The organism is Ancylomarina sp. (assembly GCF_041555295.1).
In the GTDB taxonomy this organism is placed as follows: Bacteria; Bacteroidota; Bacteroidia; order Bacteroidales; family Marinifilaceae; genus Ancylomarina.
The window spans coordinates 1-19,084 of the sequence record NZ_JBFFKR010000043.1 but is presented as its reverse complement, the minus strand read 5'-3'; the positions used below and the strand labels follow the sequence as shown (position 1 = coordinate 19,084).

General features: G+C 36.8%; 18 protein-coding genes and 1 riboswitch. Of the genes, 9 read left to right on the top strand and 9 right to left on the bottom strand.

Annotation, left to right across the window (positions count from 1 at the left end; translation table 11 throughout):
- From ABY905_RS05555 to priA, 6 genes are all read left to right on the top strand, one after another.
- On the top strand, nucleotides 1-838 hold an 838-nt coding region (locus ABY905_RS05555), incomplete at its 5' end, for a DMT family transporter (protein ID WP_372641393.1).
- Nucleotides 839-841: 3 nt separating this feature from the next.
- The gene (locus ABY905_RS05550) at nucleotides 842-1,348 is read left to right on the top strand and encodes a YkgJ family cysteine cluster protein (RefSeq protein WP_372641391.1); all 507 of its coding nucleotides are present in this window, start codon (nucleotides 842-844) and stop codon (nucleotides 1,346-1,348) included.
- Nucleotides 1,349-1,670: 322 nt separating this feature from the next.
- The gene (cmk, locus tag ABY905_RS05545) at nucleotides 1,671-2,366 is read left to right on the top strand and encodes a (d)CMP kinase (protein WP_372641389.1); all 696 of its coding nucleotides are present in this window, start codon (nucleotides 1,671-1,673) and stop codon (nucleotides 2,364-2,366) included.
- Nucleotides 2,367-2,416: 50 nt separating this feature from the next.
- Entirely contained in the window at nucleotides 2,417-3,274 is an 858-nt protein-coding gene (locus ABY905_RS05540) for a 4-hydroxy-3-methylbut-2-enyl diphosphate reductase (RefSeq protein WP_372641387.1), read from the top strand.
- Nucleotides 3,275-3,283: 9 nt separating this feature from the next.
- Nucleotides 3,284-4,264: a 6-phosphofructokinase gene (gene pfkA / locus ABY905_RS05535; protein ID WP_372641385.1), complete on the top strand. Its 981-nt coding sequence runs from the start codon at nucleotides 3,284-3,286 to the stop codon at nucleotides 4,262-4,264.
- A gap of 118 nt (nucleotides 4,265-4,382) precedes the next feature.
- Complete coding sequence (priA, locus tag ABY905_RS05530) at nucleotides 4,383-6,857, top strand: primosomal protein N' (RefSeq protein WP_372641383.1); 2,475 nt, start codon at nucleotides 4,383-4,385, stop codon at nucleotides 6,855-6,857.
- Between the two features lie 271 nt (nucleotides 6,858-7,128).
- Here priA and ABY905_RS05525 read toward each other — a convergent pair whose 3' ends face one another.
- The 5 genes from ABY905_RS05525 to ABY905_RS05505 form a co-directional block, all read right to left on the bottom strand.
- Complete coding sequence (locus ABY905_RS05525; RefSeq protein WP_372641381.1) at nucleotides 7,129-8,046, bottom strand: NAD-dependent epimerase/dehydratase family protein; 918 nt, start codon at nucleotides 8,044-8,046, stop codon at nucleotides 7,129-7,131.
- Nucleotides 8,047-8,136: 90 nt separating this feature from the next.
- Nucleotides 8,137-8,796 (bottom strand): phosphoadenylyl-sulfate reductase, encoded by a 660-nt coding sequence (locus ABY905_RS05520; protein WP_372641379.1) that lies wholly within the window; start codon nucleotides 8,794-8,796, stop codon nucleotides 8,137-8,139.
- A 147-nt stretch (nucleotides 8,797-8,943) separates the two neighbouring features.
- On the bottom strand, nucleotides 8,944-10,458 hold the full coding sequence (locus ABY905_RS05515) for a GldG family protein (RefSeq protein WP_372641377.1): 1,515 nt from the start codon (nucleotides 10,456-10,458) through the stop codon (nucleotides 8,944-8,946).
- A 12-nt stretch (nucleotides 10,459-10,470) separates the two neighbouring features.
- Nucleotides 10,471-11,196, bottom strand: coding sequence for an ABC transporter permease (locus tag ABY905_RS05510; protein ID WP_372641375.1), 726 nt, complete (start codon nucleotides 11,194-11,196; stop codon nucleotides 10,471-10,473).
- Between the two features lie 46 nt (nucleotides 11,197-11,242).
- Nucleotides 11,243-12,172, bottom strand: a complete 930-nt coding sequence (locus ABY905_RS05505) for an ATP-binding cassette domain-containing protein (protein ID WP_372641373.1) — start codon at nucleotides 12,170-12,172, stop codon at nucleotides 11,243-11,245.
- A gap of 221 nt (nucleotides 12,173-12,393) precedes the next feature.
- Between ABY905_RS05505 and hxpB the strand changes: the two genes are divergently transcribed.
- Nucleotides 12,394-13,044, top strand: coding sequence for a hexitol phosphatase HxpB (gene hxpB, locus ABY905_RS05500; protein ID WP_372641371.1), 651 nt, complete (start codon nucleotides 12,394-12,396; stop codon nucleotides 13,042-13,044).
- Between the two features lie 87 nt (nucleotides 13,045-13,131).
- Here hxpB and ribE read toward each other — a convergent pair whose 3' ends face one another.
- From ribE to ribD, 4 genes are all read right to left on the bottom strand, one after another.
- Nucleotides 13,132-13,593, bottom strand: a complete 462-nt coding sequence (ribE, locus tag ABY905_RS05495; protein ID WP_372641369.1) for a 6,7-dimethyl-8-ribityllumazine synthase — start codon at nucleotides 13,591-13,593, stop codon at nucleotides 13,132-13,134.
- Nucleotides 13,594-13,689: 96 nt separating this feature from the next.
- Nucleotides 13,690-14,913: a bifunctional 3,4-dihydroxy-2-butanone-4-phosphate synthase/GTP cyclohydrolase II gene (locus tag ABY905_RS05490; protein ID WP_372641367.1), complete on the bottom strand. Its 1,224-nt coding sequence runs from the start codon at nucleotides 14,911-14,913 to the stop codon at nucleotides 13,690-13,692.
- 78 nt (nucleotides 14,914-14,991) lie between these two features.
- Entirely contained in the window at nucleotides 14,992-15,642 is a 651-nt protein-coding gene (locus ABY905_RS05485) for a riboflavin synthase (RefSeq protein WP_372641365.1), read from the bottom strand.
- A gap of 26 nt (nucleotides 15,643-15,668) precedes the next feature.
- Complete coding sequence (ribD, locus tag ABY905_RS05480; protein WP_372641363.1) at nucleotides 15,669-16,778, bottom strand: bifunctional diaminohydroxyphosphoribosylaminopyrimidine deaminase/5-amino-6-(5-phosphoribosylamino)uracil reductase RibD; 1,110 nt, start codon at nucleotides 16,776-16,778, stop codon at nucleotides 15,669-15,671.
- A gap of 121 nt (nucleotides 16,779-16,899) precedes the next feature.
- Nucleotides 16,900-17,014, bottom strand: a riboswitch (FMN riboswitch).
- Nucleotides 17,015-17,238: 224 nt separating this feature from the next.
- Between ribD and ABY905_RS05475 the strand changes: the two genes are divergently transcribed.
- Nucleotides 17,239-17,970 carry a polyprenol monophosphomannose synthase gene (locus ABY905_RS05475; protein ID WP_372641361.1) on the top strand — a complete coding sequence of 244 codons (732 nt, stop codon included), beginning with the start codon at nucleotides 17,239-17,241 and terminating at the stop codon, nucleotides 17,968-17,970.
- A 178-nt stretch (nucleotides 17,971-18,148) separates the two neighbouring features.
- A partial coding sequence (locus ABY905_RS05470; RefSeq protein WP_372641359.1) for a dihydroorotase occupies nucleotides 18,149-19,084 on the top strand: 936 nt, incomplete at its 3' end.

Genomic DNA, 19,084 nt, shown 5'->3' with positions numbered 1-19,084 from the left:
GAGTTTTTCCTTTATATGGACCAAAATAGTCTTCTTGGTTTACAATCCAGTCACGACAGTGTTTCTACGTCTTATTATTTCATCGGTCATTTTATTTGCAGTAGGTAAAGGATTCAAAAAACTAGGTACTATCGAGAAAAAAGATAGATTAAGCATTTTAGCTTTAGCCTTTTTCGAACCCTTTCTCTATTTTTTAGGTGAGAGTTATGGTTTAAAATACGTTTCGTCTACCATTGGAGCCGTTATTATTTCTACTATTCCTTTATTCTCACCAATTGCTGCCTACTATTTTCATAAAGAAAAATTAGGCAAAATGAATATTTTAGGGATCCTCATTTCAATTATTGGAGTAGCCATCATTATTTTCAACAAAAGCCTTTCCCTCATCGTATCTCCAATAGGTTTAACTTGTTTGTTTATAGCCGTTGGGGCAGCTCTCGGTTATTCTGTTGTGCTTAAAAAACTCGCTACAAAATACAATCCAATAACTCTCGTCACCTATCAAAACACTTTAGGTCTGATTTACTTCTTACCCCTATTTTTAATCCTAGACTGGCAGCATTTCATACATGCAGTCCCAACACCAGAGGTTTTAACCGCACTGCTTTTATTAGCCGTATTTGGATCTACACTAGCATTTATTTGTTTCACCTATGGCTTAAATCATTTGGGGATTACTAAGAGTAATATATTCATTAATATCATACCCGTATTTACGGCCATATTCGCCTATTTTGTAATCGATGAAATCTTGAGTTTTCAAAAAATTATAGGGATGATGGTTGTAATAGGTGGTTTATTTTTATCGCAAATAGAATTTAAGAGAAAAACAGTCTAGAAAATGACAACATATAAGATTGATATAGAAGAATTAAGAGACAAGGCTAAAAGAACAGAAGTTGATACTCAAACATTCTTTGCCAAGTTAAAGAAGAAAAAGCCTAAGCAACTTGACAATATCACGCATGCTCTTCACAACGAAGTTTTTGAAGAGATAGATTGTTTGGAATGTGCCAATTGTTGCAAGAGCATCAGTCCTATTATCATCGATAAGGATATTGAGCGTATGGCAAAACAGTTTAGAATGAAACCCTCTGCCTTTATCGATCAATACTTAAACCTGGATAATGAGAACGACTACGTTTTTAAAGAGGCACCTTGTCCTTTCCTTATGCCTGATAACTATTGCATGGTTTATGAACAAAGGCCCAGAGCATGTCGTGAGTATCCACATACAGATAGAAAACGCTTTTTTCAGATTTTAAATCTAACTTTAAAAAACACGCACTATTGCCCTGCTGTTTATGAAGTTGTTGATCGTTTAAAATTACAGAAGGATAAACTATAAACCACAATTCAAGCACTCAAATCAAGCTAAATGGTGTTCTAAAATCACCATCTAGCCGCTATCCAATTACTTCTTTTTGTGGTCTAAAGCGCCATGCTTTCACTTAAGAAATCGACAACACTTATTTCCTCTTCATCTCCTTCAATTCAAGATATTTATAGCCTTCGTCAAAATATATTGTCAGTAAATTCCTTATTGCAATCGTTTACAGAAAAAAACAGAGGGTTCAAGCATCAATTTTGCCCATAGATTCTAGTCTTTTCAAGGATTTTCTTTATACTTTTGTTCGAGATACCACAAAATATATCGACAACAAAACACAATGAACACAACAAAACGCAAACTTATTATAGCCATAGACGGGCATTCCTCATGTGGAAAAAGTACCGTGGCAAAAGATTTGGCAAAGAAAATTGACTACACTTATATCGACAGCGGAGCCATGTATCGCGTGATTACGCTTTTTGCCATGCGTCATAACTTGATAAACGGTGATCAGCTTGATGAAAATAAATTAGCTCATCTAATTAACGACATCAATATTACCTTCTCATATAATGACGAACTTAAACGCCACGAAACCTTTATGAATGGGGAATTGGTCGAAGATGAAATCAGAAGCCTTGATGTTTCGAATAATGTGAGTTTGATTGCTACAATTAAGTTTGTTCGTGAAAAAATGGTAACACTTCAACGTAAACTTAGCGAAGCTGGTGCTGTTATTATGGATGGTCGCGACATAGGTACCGTAGTATTTCCTAATGCTGACTTGAAAATTTTTATGACGGCTGATGTGGAAGTGAGAGCTATCAGAAGATTTAAAGAGTTAAAAGAAAAGGGTGATGATATTTCTTTGGATGCTATTCGTGAGAATGTGAAAAAAAGAGATTTTATCGATGAAAGTAGAGACGAAAGTCCTTTGCGTAAAGCAGATGATGCCATTGTTTTAAACAACAGTCATATGACTAAGGAAGAACAACTGGAATGGATCGTTGCTCGAATGGAAGAAGTTCAATAATTAGAATTGTGAGATAAAATCTCAACTATATAATCTAATGGCTCTAAAATATGATTATTGAAATTGACCCAAATTCAGGCTTTTGTTTCGGTGTTGTAAACGCCATAGAAAAAGCAGAAGAAACTCTGGCAAAAGACAAGACTCTTTATTGTATTGGCGATATTGTACACAATAATATCGAGGTTGATCGATTAAAAGGTCAAGGCTTGAAAACAATAAATCATGATGAATTCGAGAAACTTTCAAACGCGAAAGTTTTATTCAGAGCTCATGGTGAACCTCCTGCAAGCTATATAAAAGCTAAGGAGAATAATATCGAGATAATAGATGCTTCATGTCTGGTCGTTTTAAATCTTCAGGAAAGGATTAAGAAAACATATTTGGAGACTATAGAGAGTGGCGGACAAATTCTTATATACGGAAAAAAAGGACATGCTGAAGTCAATGGTTTGGTAGGACAAACCGAGGGCCAAGCAAAAGTTGTTGAACGTGTTGAAGATTTAAAAGAAATCGATTGGAATAAACCTGTGATCTTGTTTTCACAGACAACCAAAACGATATCTGGGTTTGAAGAAATTACAAAAGTTCTGAAGTTGAAATGTCAGAATGAATTAAAAATACATGATACCATTTGCCGAAAGGTATCAAACAGAATGCCCAATATTCGTGAATTTGCAAAAAAACACGATGTCGTTATTTTTGTAAGTGGGCAGAAAAGTTCAAACGGCAAACTCTTGTTTGATGTATGCAAACAAGAGAACTCTCAAAGCTATTTTGTGTCTCATCCCGATGAGCTTAAAATGACTTGGTTTACTGAAGCTAAATCAATTGGAATAAGTGGAGCAACCTCTACCCCAAGCTGGCTGATGGAACAAATAGCAGAAAACATCAAATTAGAAATTAAATAAATTATTAGCATGTCGAGAATTAAAAAAATAGGTGTGCTTACATCAGGAGGGGATGCACCGGGTATGAATGCCGCCATCCGCGCCGTCGTGAGAACAGCCATTTTTAACAATCTAGAAGTTGTTGGGGTAAAACAAGGTTACCAAGGCTTAATTAAGGGTGATTTCGAAACTATGAAATCATACGATGTAAGTAACATCCTCCAAAAAGGAGGAACAATCCTTTGTTCTGCAAGAAGTGAGGAATTTAGAAGTGTTGAGGGAAGAAAGAAAGCACACGAACAAATGCTTGCTGCTAAACTTGATGCTCTTGTTGTCATTGGGGGAGATGGTACATTCTCTGGAGCACGTATCTTTACTCAGGAGTTCGATATTCCGGTAGTAGGTATCCCTGGAACCATTGATAACGATCTTTACGGTACAGATTATACCATCGGTTTCGATACGGCTTTAAATACCGTTATAGAGGCTGTGGATAAGATTCGTGATACGGCAAGTGCACACAACCGTTTATTCTTTATCGAAGTAATGGGACGTGATGCTGGCTTTTTAGCACTAAGAAGCGGTATTGCAACTGGAGCTGAAGCGATTTTGATTCCTGAGCGTCAAACTCATCTAAAAGATCTTGAGAAGTATTTAGCTAAAGGTTACAAGGGCCACAAGAATTCGGGTATTGTAATTGTTGCCGAAGGGGATAAATCGGGTGGTGCTTATACGATTGCTAGAGAAATCGAAAAGAAACATCCTGAATACGATATTAGAGTATCAGTATTAGGACACATGCAACGTGGTGGTTCGCCATCGGCATTCGATCGTGTTACAGCCAGTACTTTGGGTGTAGCTGCAGTAGATGCTTTGCTTGATGACCAAAAGAGTATTATGGTAGGAATGGTTAACGGAGAAGTTTCACACGTATCTTTCAACAAAACCATTAAAAACAAGAAAGTCGTAAAAGATTCGTTGTTGACGATTAACGATATCTTATCAATCTAATTAATCTTTAATTTCTGCAAAAGGACGCTGCGTCATCCGTATATTTTTTTGAAAGTTTTCCCCCTCAAGTCTTGAGATATTCGTCACAAGACATAACTTTGAGAAAAATGTCAGATTTATGAACGCAGGCTCCCTTTTTGCAGATCTTATTTTACCTCTTCCATTGGCTGGATTATTCACCTACTCAATTCCTTGGGAATTGCAGGGTGAAGTGGCCATTGGTAAACGAGTGGTTGTTTCTTTCGGAAGCAAAAAGATCTACTCAGGCATTGTCAAAAACATTCACAGCAATCCTCCTGAGGATTACGAAGTGAAGGATATTGTTGCCTGCCTCGATGAAAAACCCATCATCAATCACCTACAATTTTCATTTTGGGATTGGATTTCGGATTATTACCAAAGCAATTTAGGTGATGTCTATAAAGCAGCAATACCTGCAGGTCTAAAACTCGAAAGTCAAACTAAGATTTCCTACCGCCACGATTTTACAGCAAATGGTCAGCTCTCAAAAACTGAAGAGTTGATTCTTAATGTGCTTAAAAGTTCGAAAGATGTCAATATTCAAACATTGACTCAGGCAAGTGGTCTCAAAAATGTGCTTCCACAGATAAAAAAACTGCTGGAGAAAGGTGCCATAGAGGTTGAAGAAAGGGTGCTGAGTTCCTATAAAGAGAAGCAGATTAAATATGTTCGCCTACACCAAAGCATTAACGAGAATGAAATTGGAGAAAAACTAAACAGTCTTAAGCGCGCTAAAAAGCAACAAGAGATTCTGTTCTCGTTCCTCAATCTTTCTAAGCTTGGAATTGCAGAGGTTCCAGAAAAAGTAACAGCGGCAGAACTGTTGCTCAATTCAGATACGACTTCATCCATATTGAAAGCTTTGGTCGATAAACAGATTCTGGAAATATATTTTGAAAGTATCGATCGTTTGGATCTTTCCGATGCCGAAGTCAATCCTCTGAAGGAATTGAATCAACATCAGGCGCAAGCCATAAAGGAAATACGGGAAGGTTTTGAGTCGAAAAATACCAGTTTGCTACACGGTGTAACCTCCAGTGGGAAAACTGAGATTTATATTCATCTCATAAAAGAACAGATAGACCAAGGTAAACAGGTTTTATATTTGCTGCCAGAGATTGCTTTGACAACTCAAATCATCACTCGATTAAAGTACGTTTTCGGCAATAAGGTTGGTGTGTACCATTCTAAATTTAACGATGCCGAACGGGTTGAGGTCTATAATAATATTCAACAAAACAATCCCGATAAATCCTATCAGGTTATTCTTGGAGTGCGCTCATCAATTTTTCTCCCTTTCAGTAATTTGGGGCTAATAATAATCGACGAAGAGCACGAAAACACCTACAAACAATTCGATCCGGCTCCGCGTTATCATGCTCGCGATGCGGCCTTATTCTTAGCACATCTGCACAAGGCTAAAACGCTTTTGGGAACCGCCACACCCGCCATCGAAACTTATGCCAATTGCAAGCAAGGCAAATATGCCTTGGTGGAATTGATGCACCGCTATCAGGACATTAAAATGCCCGAAATATTATTGGCCGACTTGAAAGAAGCCAAGCGTAAAAAAAGGATGAAATCAATTTTTACCCCTGAGCTTTTCGATGAAATAACGACGGCTTTAGAGAAAAACGAACAGGTTATTCTTTTTCAGAACCGACGAGGATATGCACCCTATTTAGAGTGTAAATCCTGCGGATGGGTACCTCATTGCGAGAACTGTTCGGTGAGTTTAACTTATCATCAATACAACAATCAATTAACCTGTCATTATTGCGGACACAGTGCGCAACCACCACAAAGCTGCAAGCAATGTGAATCGACAAATATGGTTGATAAAGGCTTTGGTACAGAGAAAATTGAAGATGAATTACGTGGCTTTTTCCCACAAGCTCGAATTGCTCGAATGGATTTAGATACCACACGCAGTAAAACGGCTTACGAAAAGCTCATCTATAAATTCGAAAACCATGAACTCGATATCCTTGTGGGTACACAAATGGTATCGAAAGGATTGGATTTTGATCATGTTTCCCTGGTTGGTATTCTGAATGCTGACTCCATGCTTAACTTCCCTGATTTTAGAGCCCACGAGCGCAGCTACCAACTCATGGCACAAGTTTCAGGACGAGCCGGGCGTAAAAACAAGCAAGGCAAGGTTATTATCCAAACTCACGAACCCAAGCATCCCATAATTCAATCGGTCATTCGAAACGATTATATTGGCATGTACCAAACTCAAATGAGCGAAAGGGAAGAATTTATCTACCCCCCTTTTTATCGACTCATTAATATTACACTCAAGCACAAGAATAATGGTTTGCTTACACAGGCTGCAAATATGCTAGCCCAGTCGCTTCGAAAGACATTTGGTATTCGGGTTTTTGGACCACAAGCTCCCGTTATAAATCGCATACAGAACTATTATATTGTGAATATTCTCTTAAAAATTGAGAAAAAAAGTTCGCCTGCAAAAGCCAAATGGATATTGAACCGCGAAGCCAACAACCTAAAAGCCATCGACCGCTTTAAAATGGTAATGGTGCAATTCGATGTTGATCCCATGTAATTTGGTGATGTGATGATGAGCTAATGTGAGGATATGGTGATTCGATGATGTGAGAAAGCCTCCAGCCCTCGGCGAGAACAAACCGCAAACTGGAGAAACCTTCCTCCCCTCGGCGGCAGCAAGGATTCTCAAACTTACAGGGCCATACTGATAAAGGGAAACATGAATTTTCGAACACAACATAGCTTCAGCGCAAGAGAACTGATCAGTTTAAATAAAAAGAGTCACACATCAATAATGCATGGCTCTTAAATATTTTACTAGAATGCGATTACAAACTCGAAGCTTGCAAGTGTTTTTTGAAGTCTTTTAATTCTTCTTCGAAACTAAGCTCTGGACTCGTATATAATGCTAAAATTGCATCGTCGGCCTTAGCAATATGGTTGGGCAATTCAAGATGATTATTGGTAAATACCATTTCCATATCAGGATTCAATTCTTTCAATGCATCAATCAGGTCTAATACTGATTTTTTGTCATCAACCAAATTGTAAATTCCACCTTTAAGTTCATGATCGAGCAGGTTAGAAAGAATCTCAACCGTTTTATTCAAAGAGATAAAGGATTGCTCTTGCTTACCATTCCCTTGGATAAAAATTCGGCCAACAAAATGTGAATCGAACATATATGAATTCAGAATACCATCCATATTCAAACTGGCACCATAACCAAACACCTCACCCAAACGAAGGATATGAGTTTTTATTTTGTCTCCTAATCGTTCAATATGCTGCTCCCCTCTTCGCTTAGAACTACCAAACGACGTATTAGGCTCAACAATAGAATCTGTACTCTTTTCGACTTTAGAATCCCCATAAACCGCAACAGAACTCAAATATATAACTTGCTTAACCTTACTTGCCTCAATCGCATAAGTCAGTTCAGCGGTTCCCCAATTATTGACCTGTTCATGCAAGTGATGTAATTTTTCGTCATCCTTGTTTTCAGCGGCTAAATGGTAAACCACATCAACATCCTTAACAACCTGGTCAAGACTTCTGGAATCAAGTAATTCTGCTTTCACAAACTTAAGCTTGCCTGGCTTTATCTGCGAATGCAAAAACAAATTATAATTCCCTCTGCTAAGATTATCTAAAACGATAATTTCCTTAACCTTCGGATTCTTATCCAGCTTGATACATAGTTCTGTACCAATATACCCTGCACCACCTGTAATTAATACTTTCATACGATTACAATTTTATATTTTTGCCATTCCAATAGCTATCGGAGAAACTTACTAAGCATATAGCTCGTTCTGAATTCTCAGAATGTTATTCTATTTCTTCTTCACTACCAAATCGGTATTCAATCCACACTCGGTCTTTTTCATTCCAAACCATCGGCTACCTCTATCATCACCTATAGTCATCTTTCGTGTACAAGGCTCACAACCTATACTGTCGTAACCTTGAGCTTCAAGTGGATGTCGTGGCAGATCCCACTCCTTAAGATATTGGTAAATATCTTTCTTACTCCAATCGAGCATAGGATGAAAACGAATGACATCATGAGGTGCTGCTTGTTCAATTTCCATTGCCTTACGCACAGCAGATTGATCAGCTCTAACACCATTAATCCAAACATCATTATCAGCCAAAACACTATCTAAAGGTTGAACCTTGTTAATATGGCAACAATGGTCAGGATCAGAAGTAAAAAGAAGGTTTCCATTAGCATCCTTCTGTAAGGACTTTGGAACATCTGATTTGGTATTAATAATATTCAGGCCAAATTCTTTTGCTAATTGATCTTTATAAGCTATCGTTTCTGGAAATAAAAAACCCGTATTGATAAAATAAATAGGGATTTCCTTATCGATACGACTTATAATATGAAGCAAAACAATACTATGTGACTGAAATGAAGAGCTTGCAAACATGCGCTTGCCTTCACGTTTATATTGTTCAAGTTTTTTCTTAGTATTTTCGAAATCCATTCTTTATATTTTTCTTTTCTTAGAAGATAAAGGTACTATTAATTAGTTAAAACTGACAGCTGCAAAATTCACAACAAAGCTTAATTAATCTCTATACATTAGGTCTCAACCTCATTATTTATTCCACATAAAACAAGAGTTACAGCTCTACTTCACAACGCCTGCTCTCATCAGTCTAGTCCGTTTTAAACTTCTGCGTCTAAATTGAAATATACCATGTATAATAACCAATAGCAGAGGAAATAAAAAGTTGAAATATTTTATAAACAAGACTCTGGAATCAGACAGCTCATTCAAAGGGCGGGATTGTACGCCTTTGGTTCTTAAACTCATTAGTCCAGAATCGTCACTCAACCAATCAATGGCATTTGCAATAAAATTAATATTATCGGGCTGAATAGTAATTCTCTGTTCACCTACTCCATTCACAATAAAGTTACCATCTCCAATGACACAAAGTCTAGCCTCCTGATCACTTACTATGGGACCATGAATAGCTGCTGCTACAACCTGTCTAGGAAATAAGAAATCACTAAGGCGCCAAGTTTGACCAATATTAAAACTAACGGGAACTTTTAATTTTCCTGACACGTCTGAAGTCCATGCTAACTCTTTATACGATAAAGTCGAATCGCCAACATAGGTTATCGGACTAGCAAATTGTAAAATCATAGCTTCTATCCCATCAGTTATACTATGATCGGAAAACTCAGTAATGAGCGGTAAATAAGGAAAAGTGATTTGTTGAGGAAATGAGAAATAGCTTTTTTCCTGAACCGTTACAGTACTACACTTTCTATCAACAATAAAAGCATCTTCTACTAAAATACCTTTTTCTTCTAACCATGTTTCCAGATTCGTATTTACACCAACCCCAATACCATGATTCAAAATACCCATCACACGATCGATACCAACAAAAAGACTACCACCAGTGCCTAAGTAATTATCCAGGCGCTTAAACTCCCTTTTCGTAACTTCTTCAAAAGGTGATAAAAAAATAATAGCTTTAAAATCACTCAAATCCATTGGTCTGTTCAGATTAATAACTTGCAAGTCATACAAGACAGAAAGTTCCTTTGTCATCTGATCCAGAGTTGCCAGTACAGGCTCACCATGTCCGGTGATATAACCAATCTTAGGTTTATCTTGAATGGTTAATCGTTTAATTAGAGTAGACAGATTGTACTCCATTGCAATTCCTGGTTGAATCAAAGGAATAGTTTCCGATTTATCCCCAACTTGAATCACGAGTCCCAGAAAAACCTTCTGAACTTTCACCTGATCCTTTTCTCGAACTTCTAAGGGGACGGGATGAATGCCAACTTGAATAGCTTTCATCTCGAGTTCCTCACTTGAGTTGGGATTAACCTCCTCAATCTCGATACGCTTTTTACTATGCGCATTATATTCCGTAAGTAGATGTTTAAAATCGCGTATCGTTCTACTAATATCGGGAGGTAAATCTTCAGATACATACAGGGTGATAATAATAGGGTCTTTTACCTCACTCAAAATTCTTTTTGTTACTTTATCAAGTGTATAACGCTTATCTGCAGTAAAATCAATACGAAAAAAGAAATATGATGACATCATGTTTAAAAAGATTAAACATGATAGGACTACAATCAGGCGGAAAATGACGTTCTCTTTAAATCTCATCTATATATACAGTTAAGCTTTCAAATTACGGGATACCAAAATTTCTTTAGAAGCATACAAGCCAAAAATGATCATCGAAAAGAAAAATATAAAATCCTGAAGATCAAATATTCCTCTGGATATCGATTCAAAATGTGTAAACATGCTTAAAGCACTAAAAATACTCCCTGTTATACCCAAACTTGAACTTGCTATTGTCTCAAAAATTTGATGAAAGAAAATACCAATAAACAAGGTACTCAAAAGCGCAATAATAGGACTATCACTTATACTGGAACAAAATATGCCCAAAGCAATATAGCTCATACTCATAAGCAACAAACCAATATAGCCTAATATAATTGCCGGATGATCAACAGAACCAATAGACCACAAGCTGATATAATAGATTATACTTGGAGCCAAGGCCATTGATATTAGAATAAAAGTAGATGTGAATTTACCCAGAATGAGTTGCCAATAACTAATAGGCTTAGTTAATAGTAATTCTAATGTCCCACCTCTTAATTCTCCAGTTAAAGATCTCATGGTGAGCGAAGGGATGAAAAAGAAAAGTGACCAATAAGCGACCTTAAAGAAAATATTTAGGTTTGCTTCGCCTATAAAAAAAATATCATCACCATAAATCCAAGTGAAGAATCCACTAAAACCTAAAAACATGATGATTAAAACATAGCCCATCAGCGAGTCGAAAAAACCTGCTAATTCACGCCTAGCTATTTGTATAATTTGATTCATATTGAAAGTTCTGTTTAGGTTGTAAATATTATTAAAATAGAGAAGACTAATGGGTCGTTAATTCTCTAAAAATATCCTCTAGTTTTGTTTCAACTGGTGTCAGCTCAGTTATGTAGTAATTATTGGCTACACAGGTCTCAAAAATTGCCTTCACCGATGATGTCTTGGGGTACGATTGAACTTCCAAATGTTGACATTCAAAATCAAGAAAATCGACTGTTTCAACACTCTCAATTTCCATTATCTTTTCGAAAATATCGTTGATATCACCACCTGCTACACCAAGCTTTAGAATTTCATTCCCTTGTGCCTGTTTTCTCAATTCCCCTGCGGTGCCATCAACAACAACCCTTCCATTATTAATGATCAAAATCCGGTCACAAGTGGCTTCAACCTCAGCTAAAATATGTGAGCTCAGTATTACGGTTTTCTCTTTTCCAATTCGCTTAATTAATTCACGAATTTCAACAATCTGATTGGGATCTAATCCAGTAGTAGGTTCATCAAGAATTAAAATATCGGGATCATGAATTAAAGCTTGAGCCAAACCAACTCTTTGCTGATACCCTTTTGAAAGTTCCCTTATCAACTTATGCTTTTCACCTTCCAGCCCACACACCTTAACCATATCAAGTAATCGTTCTTGTATCAAATGCTTAGGTATTTCATGCACTTTAGCAATAAACTCAAGAAAATCAATAATATTCATATCCTGATACAAAGGGTTGTTTTCAGGCAAGTAACCAATATGCTTTTTGATTATTTCGGGATGCTCACGAATAGAATAGCCTCCTATTTTCACATCACCTTCTTCTGGCAATATAAAGCACGAAAGAACTTTCATAGTCGTTGTCTTCCCAGCTCCATTAGGCCCGAGAAAGCCTAAAACTTCTCCTGCCTTTACCCTGAAAGATATGTTATCGACCGCTTTTTGTGGTCCGTAACGTTTGGTCAGATGTTCAACTACGATATCCATAAGAAGTATAAATGATTTAAACAAAAATAAAAAATTACACTCCGCATCAACATTTAGCACCTATTTTTAACATAGATTAACGGTGTAATTTATTCCTCAGTTAACTAGAAATGATAGAATATGAATGAAAATTATGCAATATAATCAAATCATAAATACATAAGCTCTTGTCATGAATTTTAGTGTTATTTTTACGAACAATTAGAATCAACACAAATAGAATGATTAAGGCTGTAATTTTTGATATGGATGGGTTATTAATTGACTCAGAACCTTTTTGGCGCATAAGCCAGAAAAATTTATTTTCGAAACGAGGTATAAATTTGAATGAAAGTGACTTTGAAAGTTTTATGGGAAAACGAATTGATGAAGTTGTAGCCATCATTTACTCCAGATATCCTAATCAATCTAAAACACAAGCAGAAACTGCAGTAGAAATTGTTGATGGTGTCATTAAGCTTGTAAAAGAAAGAGGCCTTGTTTTACCCGGGGTAATAAAAACTCTGGAATCATTACAAAAACAGAACTATAAAATAGGCCTTGCGTCTTCTTCCAACCTAAGAATTATTAAGTCGGTTTTAAAGAAACTCGGGATTGAATCTTATTTTGAAGTTGTTCATTCCGCTCAATTCGAAGAATACGGAAAACCTCATCCACAGATTTTTATCTCAACAGCTAAAATGCTAGGTGTATCTCCGTCAGAATGCTTGGTTATGGAAGATTCTTTCCATGGTGTGATTGCTGCATTGGCTGCCAGCATGAAATGTGTGGCAATTCCTGACACAAAAGCCAATAATCTGAAACGATTTGTTATCGCAGATAAAGTTTTGGAGAGTATGGAAGATTTTTCAATTTCAGATTTGAATAATTAGAGTTTAGAATCAAATACAAACAAAAAGAGCACCTGATTTCTCAAGTGCTCTTTTTCTGTGATTGTGAGTCAGATAAAAATATTTTTATTAAAGCTGCTTTAATAAATTAGCCATTTCGATAGCAGATACTGCTGCTTCGAAACCTTTGTTTCCAGCTTTAGTTCCTGCACGCTCAATAGCTTGCTCAATGCTGTCAGTCGTTAAAACACCAAATATTACTGGCACTTCCAGATCTAAAGAAACACTTGCAACACCTTTAGTTACTTCACCTGAAACATATTCGAAGTGTGGTGTAGAACCTTTGATAACTGCACCTAAACAGATTACAGCATCATATTTTCCCGATTTGGCCAATTTCTTAGCAATCAATGGAATTTCGAATGCTCCTGGAACCCAAGCAACATCAATATCGTCTTCAGAAGCACCATGACGCTTAATTGCATCAATTGCACCTTCCAGAAGTTTACCTCCAATAAATTCGTTGAATCGTCCAGCAACAATACCAAACTTTAAACCTTCAGCAATTAACTTTCCTTCAATTATATTCATCTTTTTTGAGATTTTGGATTAAAGATCTCGATTAAAATATCGCACAAAAACAGCACGTATACTCTTCAATCAAGTATCTAAAATTCTATTGTTTTATTATTTATTTACTTGATTCCATTTTGCATCCTGATGTAAGATATGTCCCATCTTTTCCATTTTAGTATGCATATAAAATTCATTCTCTTCGTGGCAAGTCATTTCAATTTCTTCACGACCAACAATTTCAAGATTGTAACCTTTTAGTCCAGTAATTTTAAGAGGATTATTGGTCATCAATCTTAGTTTCTTAATGCCCAGGTCAGACAAAATAGCCGCTCCGATACCATAGTCCCGCAAATCAGCCTTGAATCCCAAAGCCAAATTAGCTTCAACTGTATCCATGCCCTCGTCCTGCAATTGATAGGCTTTTAATTTGTTTATCAGTCCAATACCACGACCTTCTTGTCTCATATATAATAGAACACCTTGTCCTTCCTTTTCAATACGTCGCATCGCTTCCTGTAGCTGATCACCACAATCGCATCGGATAGAACCAAATGCATCACCTGTTAAACATTCAGAATGAACGCGAACCAATACTTCATCACCAACTTTCACATCACCTTTAACTAGAGCAATATGATGTTCTCCAGTAATTTTATTCACATAACCGTGAGCTCTAAACTCACCATGCTTAGTTGGCATAGCTGTTTCTGTAACCTTCTCTACCATCGACTCAGTCTGACGACGATATTCAATTAAATCAGCAATGGTGATCATTTTCAAGTTGTGCTTCTTGATATATTCGCGCAACTGAGGCACACGAGCCATGGTACCATCCTCATTCATAATCTCGCAAATAACACCTGCAGGATACAAACCAGCCAAACGTGCTAAATCAACAGCAGCTTCGGTGTGACCAGCACGAACTAAAACGCCATTTTTTCGCGCAACCAAAGGAAATATATGTCCTGGACGTGTAAAATCCTCAGGTTTTGCATTACGATCAAAAACCAATTTAATGGTGTGAGCTCTTTCGTGGGCAGAAATACCTGTGGTACAATCGGCAGCATCAATACTCACTGTAAAAGCAGTTTGCTTAGCGTCCGTATTCTTCTGCACCATCATATCAATATTCAACTCATCTAAACGCTCTTGAATTATAGGCATACAAATTAAGCCTCCAGCCTGACGGGCCATAAAATTAATTGCTTCCGGCGTCACCATTTCAGCGGCCATTAACAAATCACCTTCATTCTCACGATCCTCATCATCAACCACCACAATCATTTTCCCGGCTTTGATATCTTCAATCGCTTCTTCAATGGTATTAAATTTCATCTTGTTATAGAGTTATATTGCTGTATTGTAATTTGATTATATCTGAAACTAGCTTAAGGCTAGATCATTGTTTTTAATTTAAAAAAAGCCATTCTCTTTTAGGAAATCCATACTGATATTGCTTTCCTTCTTTTCATCCTCTTTATGAAACATGAACTTCTCAATGTATTTAGCAGTCATATCACACTCCAAATTTACTTGGCTTCCAATTTTCTTTGAGATAAGAGTTGTATCATCCTGAGTCAATGGAATGATTGAAACCTTAAATTGATTCTCATCAACATAGGCAACCGTCAAGCTGATACCATCAATAGCAATTGAACCTTTTTCAATCACATACTTAAGAATATTCTTCGGAGCAGAAATACTGACCCAGATCGCATTATCATCCTTGGTCTGAGAAACAATTTCTCCGACACCATCAATATGTCCACTAACCATATGACCTCCCATTCTATCACCAACTCGAAGAGCTCTCTCAAGATTTACCCGAGATCCCTCTTTTTGCTTGTGAAAACTTGAACGATTCATCGTTTCCGGCATCACATCAGCTGAAAAACTTTTTGAATCGAAATCAACAACCGTTAAACAAATGCCATTGGTTGCGATACTATCGCCTAGTTTTACGTCGTCCATGATTTTATTTGCAGCAACAGTCAAACGAATTGAATTGCTGCCCTTTTTCATGGCTTTTATATATCCTATTTCCTCTACTAGTCCTGTAAACATTCTCTTGTTGTATTTACTTTTTAACCTTAATAGACAACTACACCAATCACTAAAATATCATCGGCTATATTTTCAAAACGAATATTTTGCAAATTCACAGCATCTTTCATCATCTCAATCCCTTCTCCTCCAACCGGAGTTTTTGCAGTTTGTCCACCAATAATCTTTGGAGCTATATAGGCATGAACCTCATCTACTATTTTAGCTTCCAAAGCGGCATAGTTAAGTGTCGCCCCTCCTTCTAAAAGAATTCCATCAATGCCTTTTTCTCCTAAAACTTGCATTAAATGACTTAAATCTACTCGTCCATCCTTCTCTTCAATAATCAATACTTCATTTCCTAAAGCATTAATCTCATCTACCTTATTTTGATCAGCTGCTGATGTTACTGCAACTATTGTTTTTGCTTCGACAGTTGTATTCAATATTTTCGAATCCAAAGGAATTCTAGCATGACTATCGACAACAATTCGAATCGGATTTCTTCCTTTTTTATTCCCTGTCAATCGAGTCGTTAGAATTGGATCATCAGCAATTACCGTATCCACACCAACCATAATTCCCATCAACTCGTTTCTAAGCTCATGTACTTTTGCTCGCGATTGCTCATTGGATACCCAACGCGAATCACCTGTTCGTGAAGCAATTTTCCCATCAAGAGTCATCGCTGTTTTCATCACAACATACGGTTTCTTGCTTTGAATAAACTTTAGAAACACACGATTCATCTGAGATAATTCTGCACTTAAAAAGTCAGACTCAACATCAATACCATGCTCTTGCAATAACTTTACTCCTCGACCAGAAACAAGAGGATTGGGATCCAACATTCCAATCACCACACGAGCAATCTTATTATCAACAATTGCCTGAGCACAAGGTGGTGTTTTGCCATAATGAGAACAAGGTTCTAATGTAACATATATAGTCGCTCCTTCTACCAATTCCTTAGCAGATCGAAAGGCATTCACCTCGGCGTGTGGTCCACCAAAAATTTCGTGGTAACCTTCACCTATAATTCTATCATCTTTTACAATAACAGCTCCAACCAAAGGATTTGGGTTTACGCCCCCACATCCTTTTTTAGCCAAATTATAGGCTAACTGCATGTATTTATAATCCTGATCTGTTCTCAAAATAATATCTGCTTTAAGCAAAAAAATAAAAAAGCCCCGAATAGCATAACTATTCAGGGCTTAATAATATCATCGACCAATGGGAATACTCCCAATGGAAACATCAATCAAATTGGATGCTTGTTTTCTTCTTCCATCCAGACTGTACTGTCGGTACTGGAATCACACCAGTTCAATCTTTCGATTCGCGGACTATCACCGCCGGTCGGGAATTTCACCCTGCCCTGAAGAAACAATAAATATGTTGAAGCTGACTTAACGCCTTGCTTCGATGCAAATATATATCTAATTGATTAGATTTCACAATAGAATAATAAATTTGATTTTAATCTTAAGAACATCTTCTAAGATTAAGATCACTTCTTTTTTTAACTTTTTAACTTAAGCATAAGGCAGCATATCATTCAGAAGTGCTATATTCGTGACTTAATAATATATTTCAACTCTAAATTCTTTATTAGTGACTGATCGCATTGTTATAATCCCAACCTACAACGAGAAAGAAAACATTGAAGCCATAATCAGAAAGGTTGTCTCTCTTGATATTGAATTTGATATCTTAATTGTAGAAGATAATTCTCCTGATGGAACGGCCAATATCGTTAAGAATTTACAGAAAAAATTCTCTCAACTTCATATTCTAGAGCGTAAAGGAAAACTAGGACTTGGTACAGCTTATATTGATGGTTTCAGATGGTGTTTAGCTCGCCATTACAACTATATATTTGAGATGGATGCTGATTTCTCTCATAACCCTGAAGATCTTATCCGCCTTCATGATGCCTGTGCAAACAAAGGTGGAGATTTAGCAATTGGATCGCGCTACGTTTCTGGTGTAAACGTAGTAAACTGGCCAATGGGACGAGTTCTAATGTCATACTTTGCATCAAAATATGTAAAATTTGTGACTGGAATGAAAGTTCACGATGCAACTGCAGGTTTCATTTGCTATACAAGAAAAGTTCTTGAAACTATCGAGCTTGATCAAATTCGCTTTATTGGTTATGCTTTCCAAATTGAGATGAAATTTACAGCATGGAAATACGGCTTTAATATTATTGAAGTACCTATCATCTTTACCGATAGAACTGAAGGCACTTCGAAAATGAGTGGTGGTATTTTTAATGAGGCTGTTTGGGGTGTTGTTAAAATGAAACTCCGAAGTTACTTTAGAAAGTACAAAAGATCTTAATTCCCAAGTATTGGTTTTAACAAACACAGACACTTCTTCATAATAATTTATTGAAGAAGTGCTTTTCGTATCCAAGATTTTGAAAAATTCAAATGCTCATTAAAACCGATTAATAGTGATTTTCACTTCGAAAATTATTAATTTGCGTATTATAATTCTGACACTATAAACAACCAAAATGATAAGTCTACTAATTAAAAATGCCTTAATTATAAATGAAGGCAAACAATTTATAGGGAGTGTATTAATTAAGGATGGCCTTATTGATGAAATTTACACAGGATGGCCTAAAAACATTAAAGAAGATTGGGAAGTTATTGATGCATTTGGGAAATTATTGATTCCTGGTGTCATCGATGACCAAGTACATTTCCGCGATCCTGGAATGCCTCAAAAGGGTGATTTATTTACCGAATCGAGAGCAGCCGTAGCTGGAGGAACGACTTCGTTTATGGATATGCCCAATGTAAAACCTCAAACTTTAACACAGGAATTGCTTGAAGAACGATACAAGCTTGGAGCGGAGAAATCGTTGGCAAACTACTCATTTTATATGGGTGCTTCAAACACCAATTTGGAAGAAGTGATCAAAACCAATCCTAAGAATGTTTGCGGTATTAAAATATTTATGGGTTCATCAACGGGTAATATGCTGGTTGACGATATAGATACCCTATCGCAGATTTTCGAGAAAGCTCCTCTTCTTATCGCAACGCACTGTGAAGATTCGCCTATGATTGACGCTAATCTGGAGACTTATCGTGCAAAATATGGTGATGATATCCCAATGGATTATCATGGTGAAATTCGATCAGCAGAAGCTTGTTATAAATCGTCTTCAAAAGCCATTGAGTTAGCTAAAAAATACAATACCCGTCTGCATATCCTTCACCTTTCGAGTGGAATGGAAATGGATTTGTTCGACAACAAGCTACCTGCAAAAGAAAAACGAATCACTGCTGAAGTTTGTGTTCATCACCTTCGTTTTAACGATACTGATTACGCGAGTAGAAAAGCAAGAATCCGTTGGAATCCGGCCATTAAAACTGCGGATGATCAAAATAAAATTTGGGAAGCCTTACTTGACGATCGTTTGGATGTGATTGCCACTGAT

Bases quoted from the DNA above. Each gene is read 5' to 3' on its own strand.
- ABY905_RS05550 (WP_372641391.1), top strand. From the start codon at position 842: ATGACAACATATAAGATTGATATAGAAGAATTAAGAGACAAGGCTAAA.
- cmk (WP_372641389.1), top strand. From the start codon at position 1,671: ATGAACACAACAAAACGCAAACTTATTATAGCCATAGACGGGCATTCC.
- ABY905_RS05540 (WP_372641387.1), top strand. From the start codon at position 2,417: ATGATTATTGAAATTGACCCAAATTCAGGCTTTTGTTTCGGTGTTGTA.
- pfkA (WP_372641385.1), top strand. From the start codon at position 3,284: ATGTCGAGAATTAAAAAAATAGGTGTGCTTACATCAGGAGGGGATGCA.
- priA (WP_372641383.1), top strand. From the start codon at position 4,383: ATGAACGCAGGCTCCCTTTTTGCAGATCTTATTTTACCTCTTCCATTG.
- ABY905_RS05525 (WP_372641381.1), bottom strand. From the start codon at position 8,046: ATGAAAGTATTAATTACAGGTGGTGCAGGGTATATTGGTACAGAACTA.
- ABY905_RS05520 (WP_372641379.1), bottom strand. From the start codon at position 8,796: ATGGATTTCGAAAATACTAAGAAAAAACTTGAACAATATAAACGTGAA.
- ABY905_RS05515 (WP_372641377.1), bottom strand. From the start codon at position 10,458: ATGAGATTTAAAGAGAACGTCATTTTCCGCCTGATTGTAGTCCTATCA.
- ABY905_RS05510 (WP_372641375.1), bottom strand. From the start codon at position 11,196: ATGAATCAAATTATACAAATAGCTAGGCGTGAATTAGCAGGTTTTTTC.
- ABY905_RS05505 (WP_372641373.1), bottom strand. From the start codon at position 12,172: ATGGATATCGTAGTTGAACATCTGACCAAACGTTACGGACCACAAAAA.
- hxpB (WP_372641371.1), top strand. From the start codon at position 12,394: ATGATTAAGGCTGTAATTTTTGATATGGATGGGTTATTAATTGACTCA.
- ribE (WP_372641369.1), bottom strand. From the start codon at position 13,593: ATGAATATAATTGAAGGAAAGTTAATTGCTGAAGGTTTAAAGTTTGGT.
- ABY905_RS05490 (WP_372641367.1), bottom strand. From the start codon at position 14,913: ATGAAATTTAATACCATTGAAGAAGCGATTGAAGATATCAAAGCCGGG.
- ABY905_RS05485 (WP_372641365.1), bottom strand. From the start codon at position 15,642: ATGTTTACAGGACTAGTAGAGGAAATAGGATATATAAAAGCCATGAAA.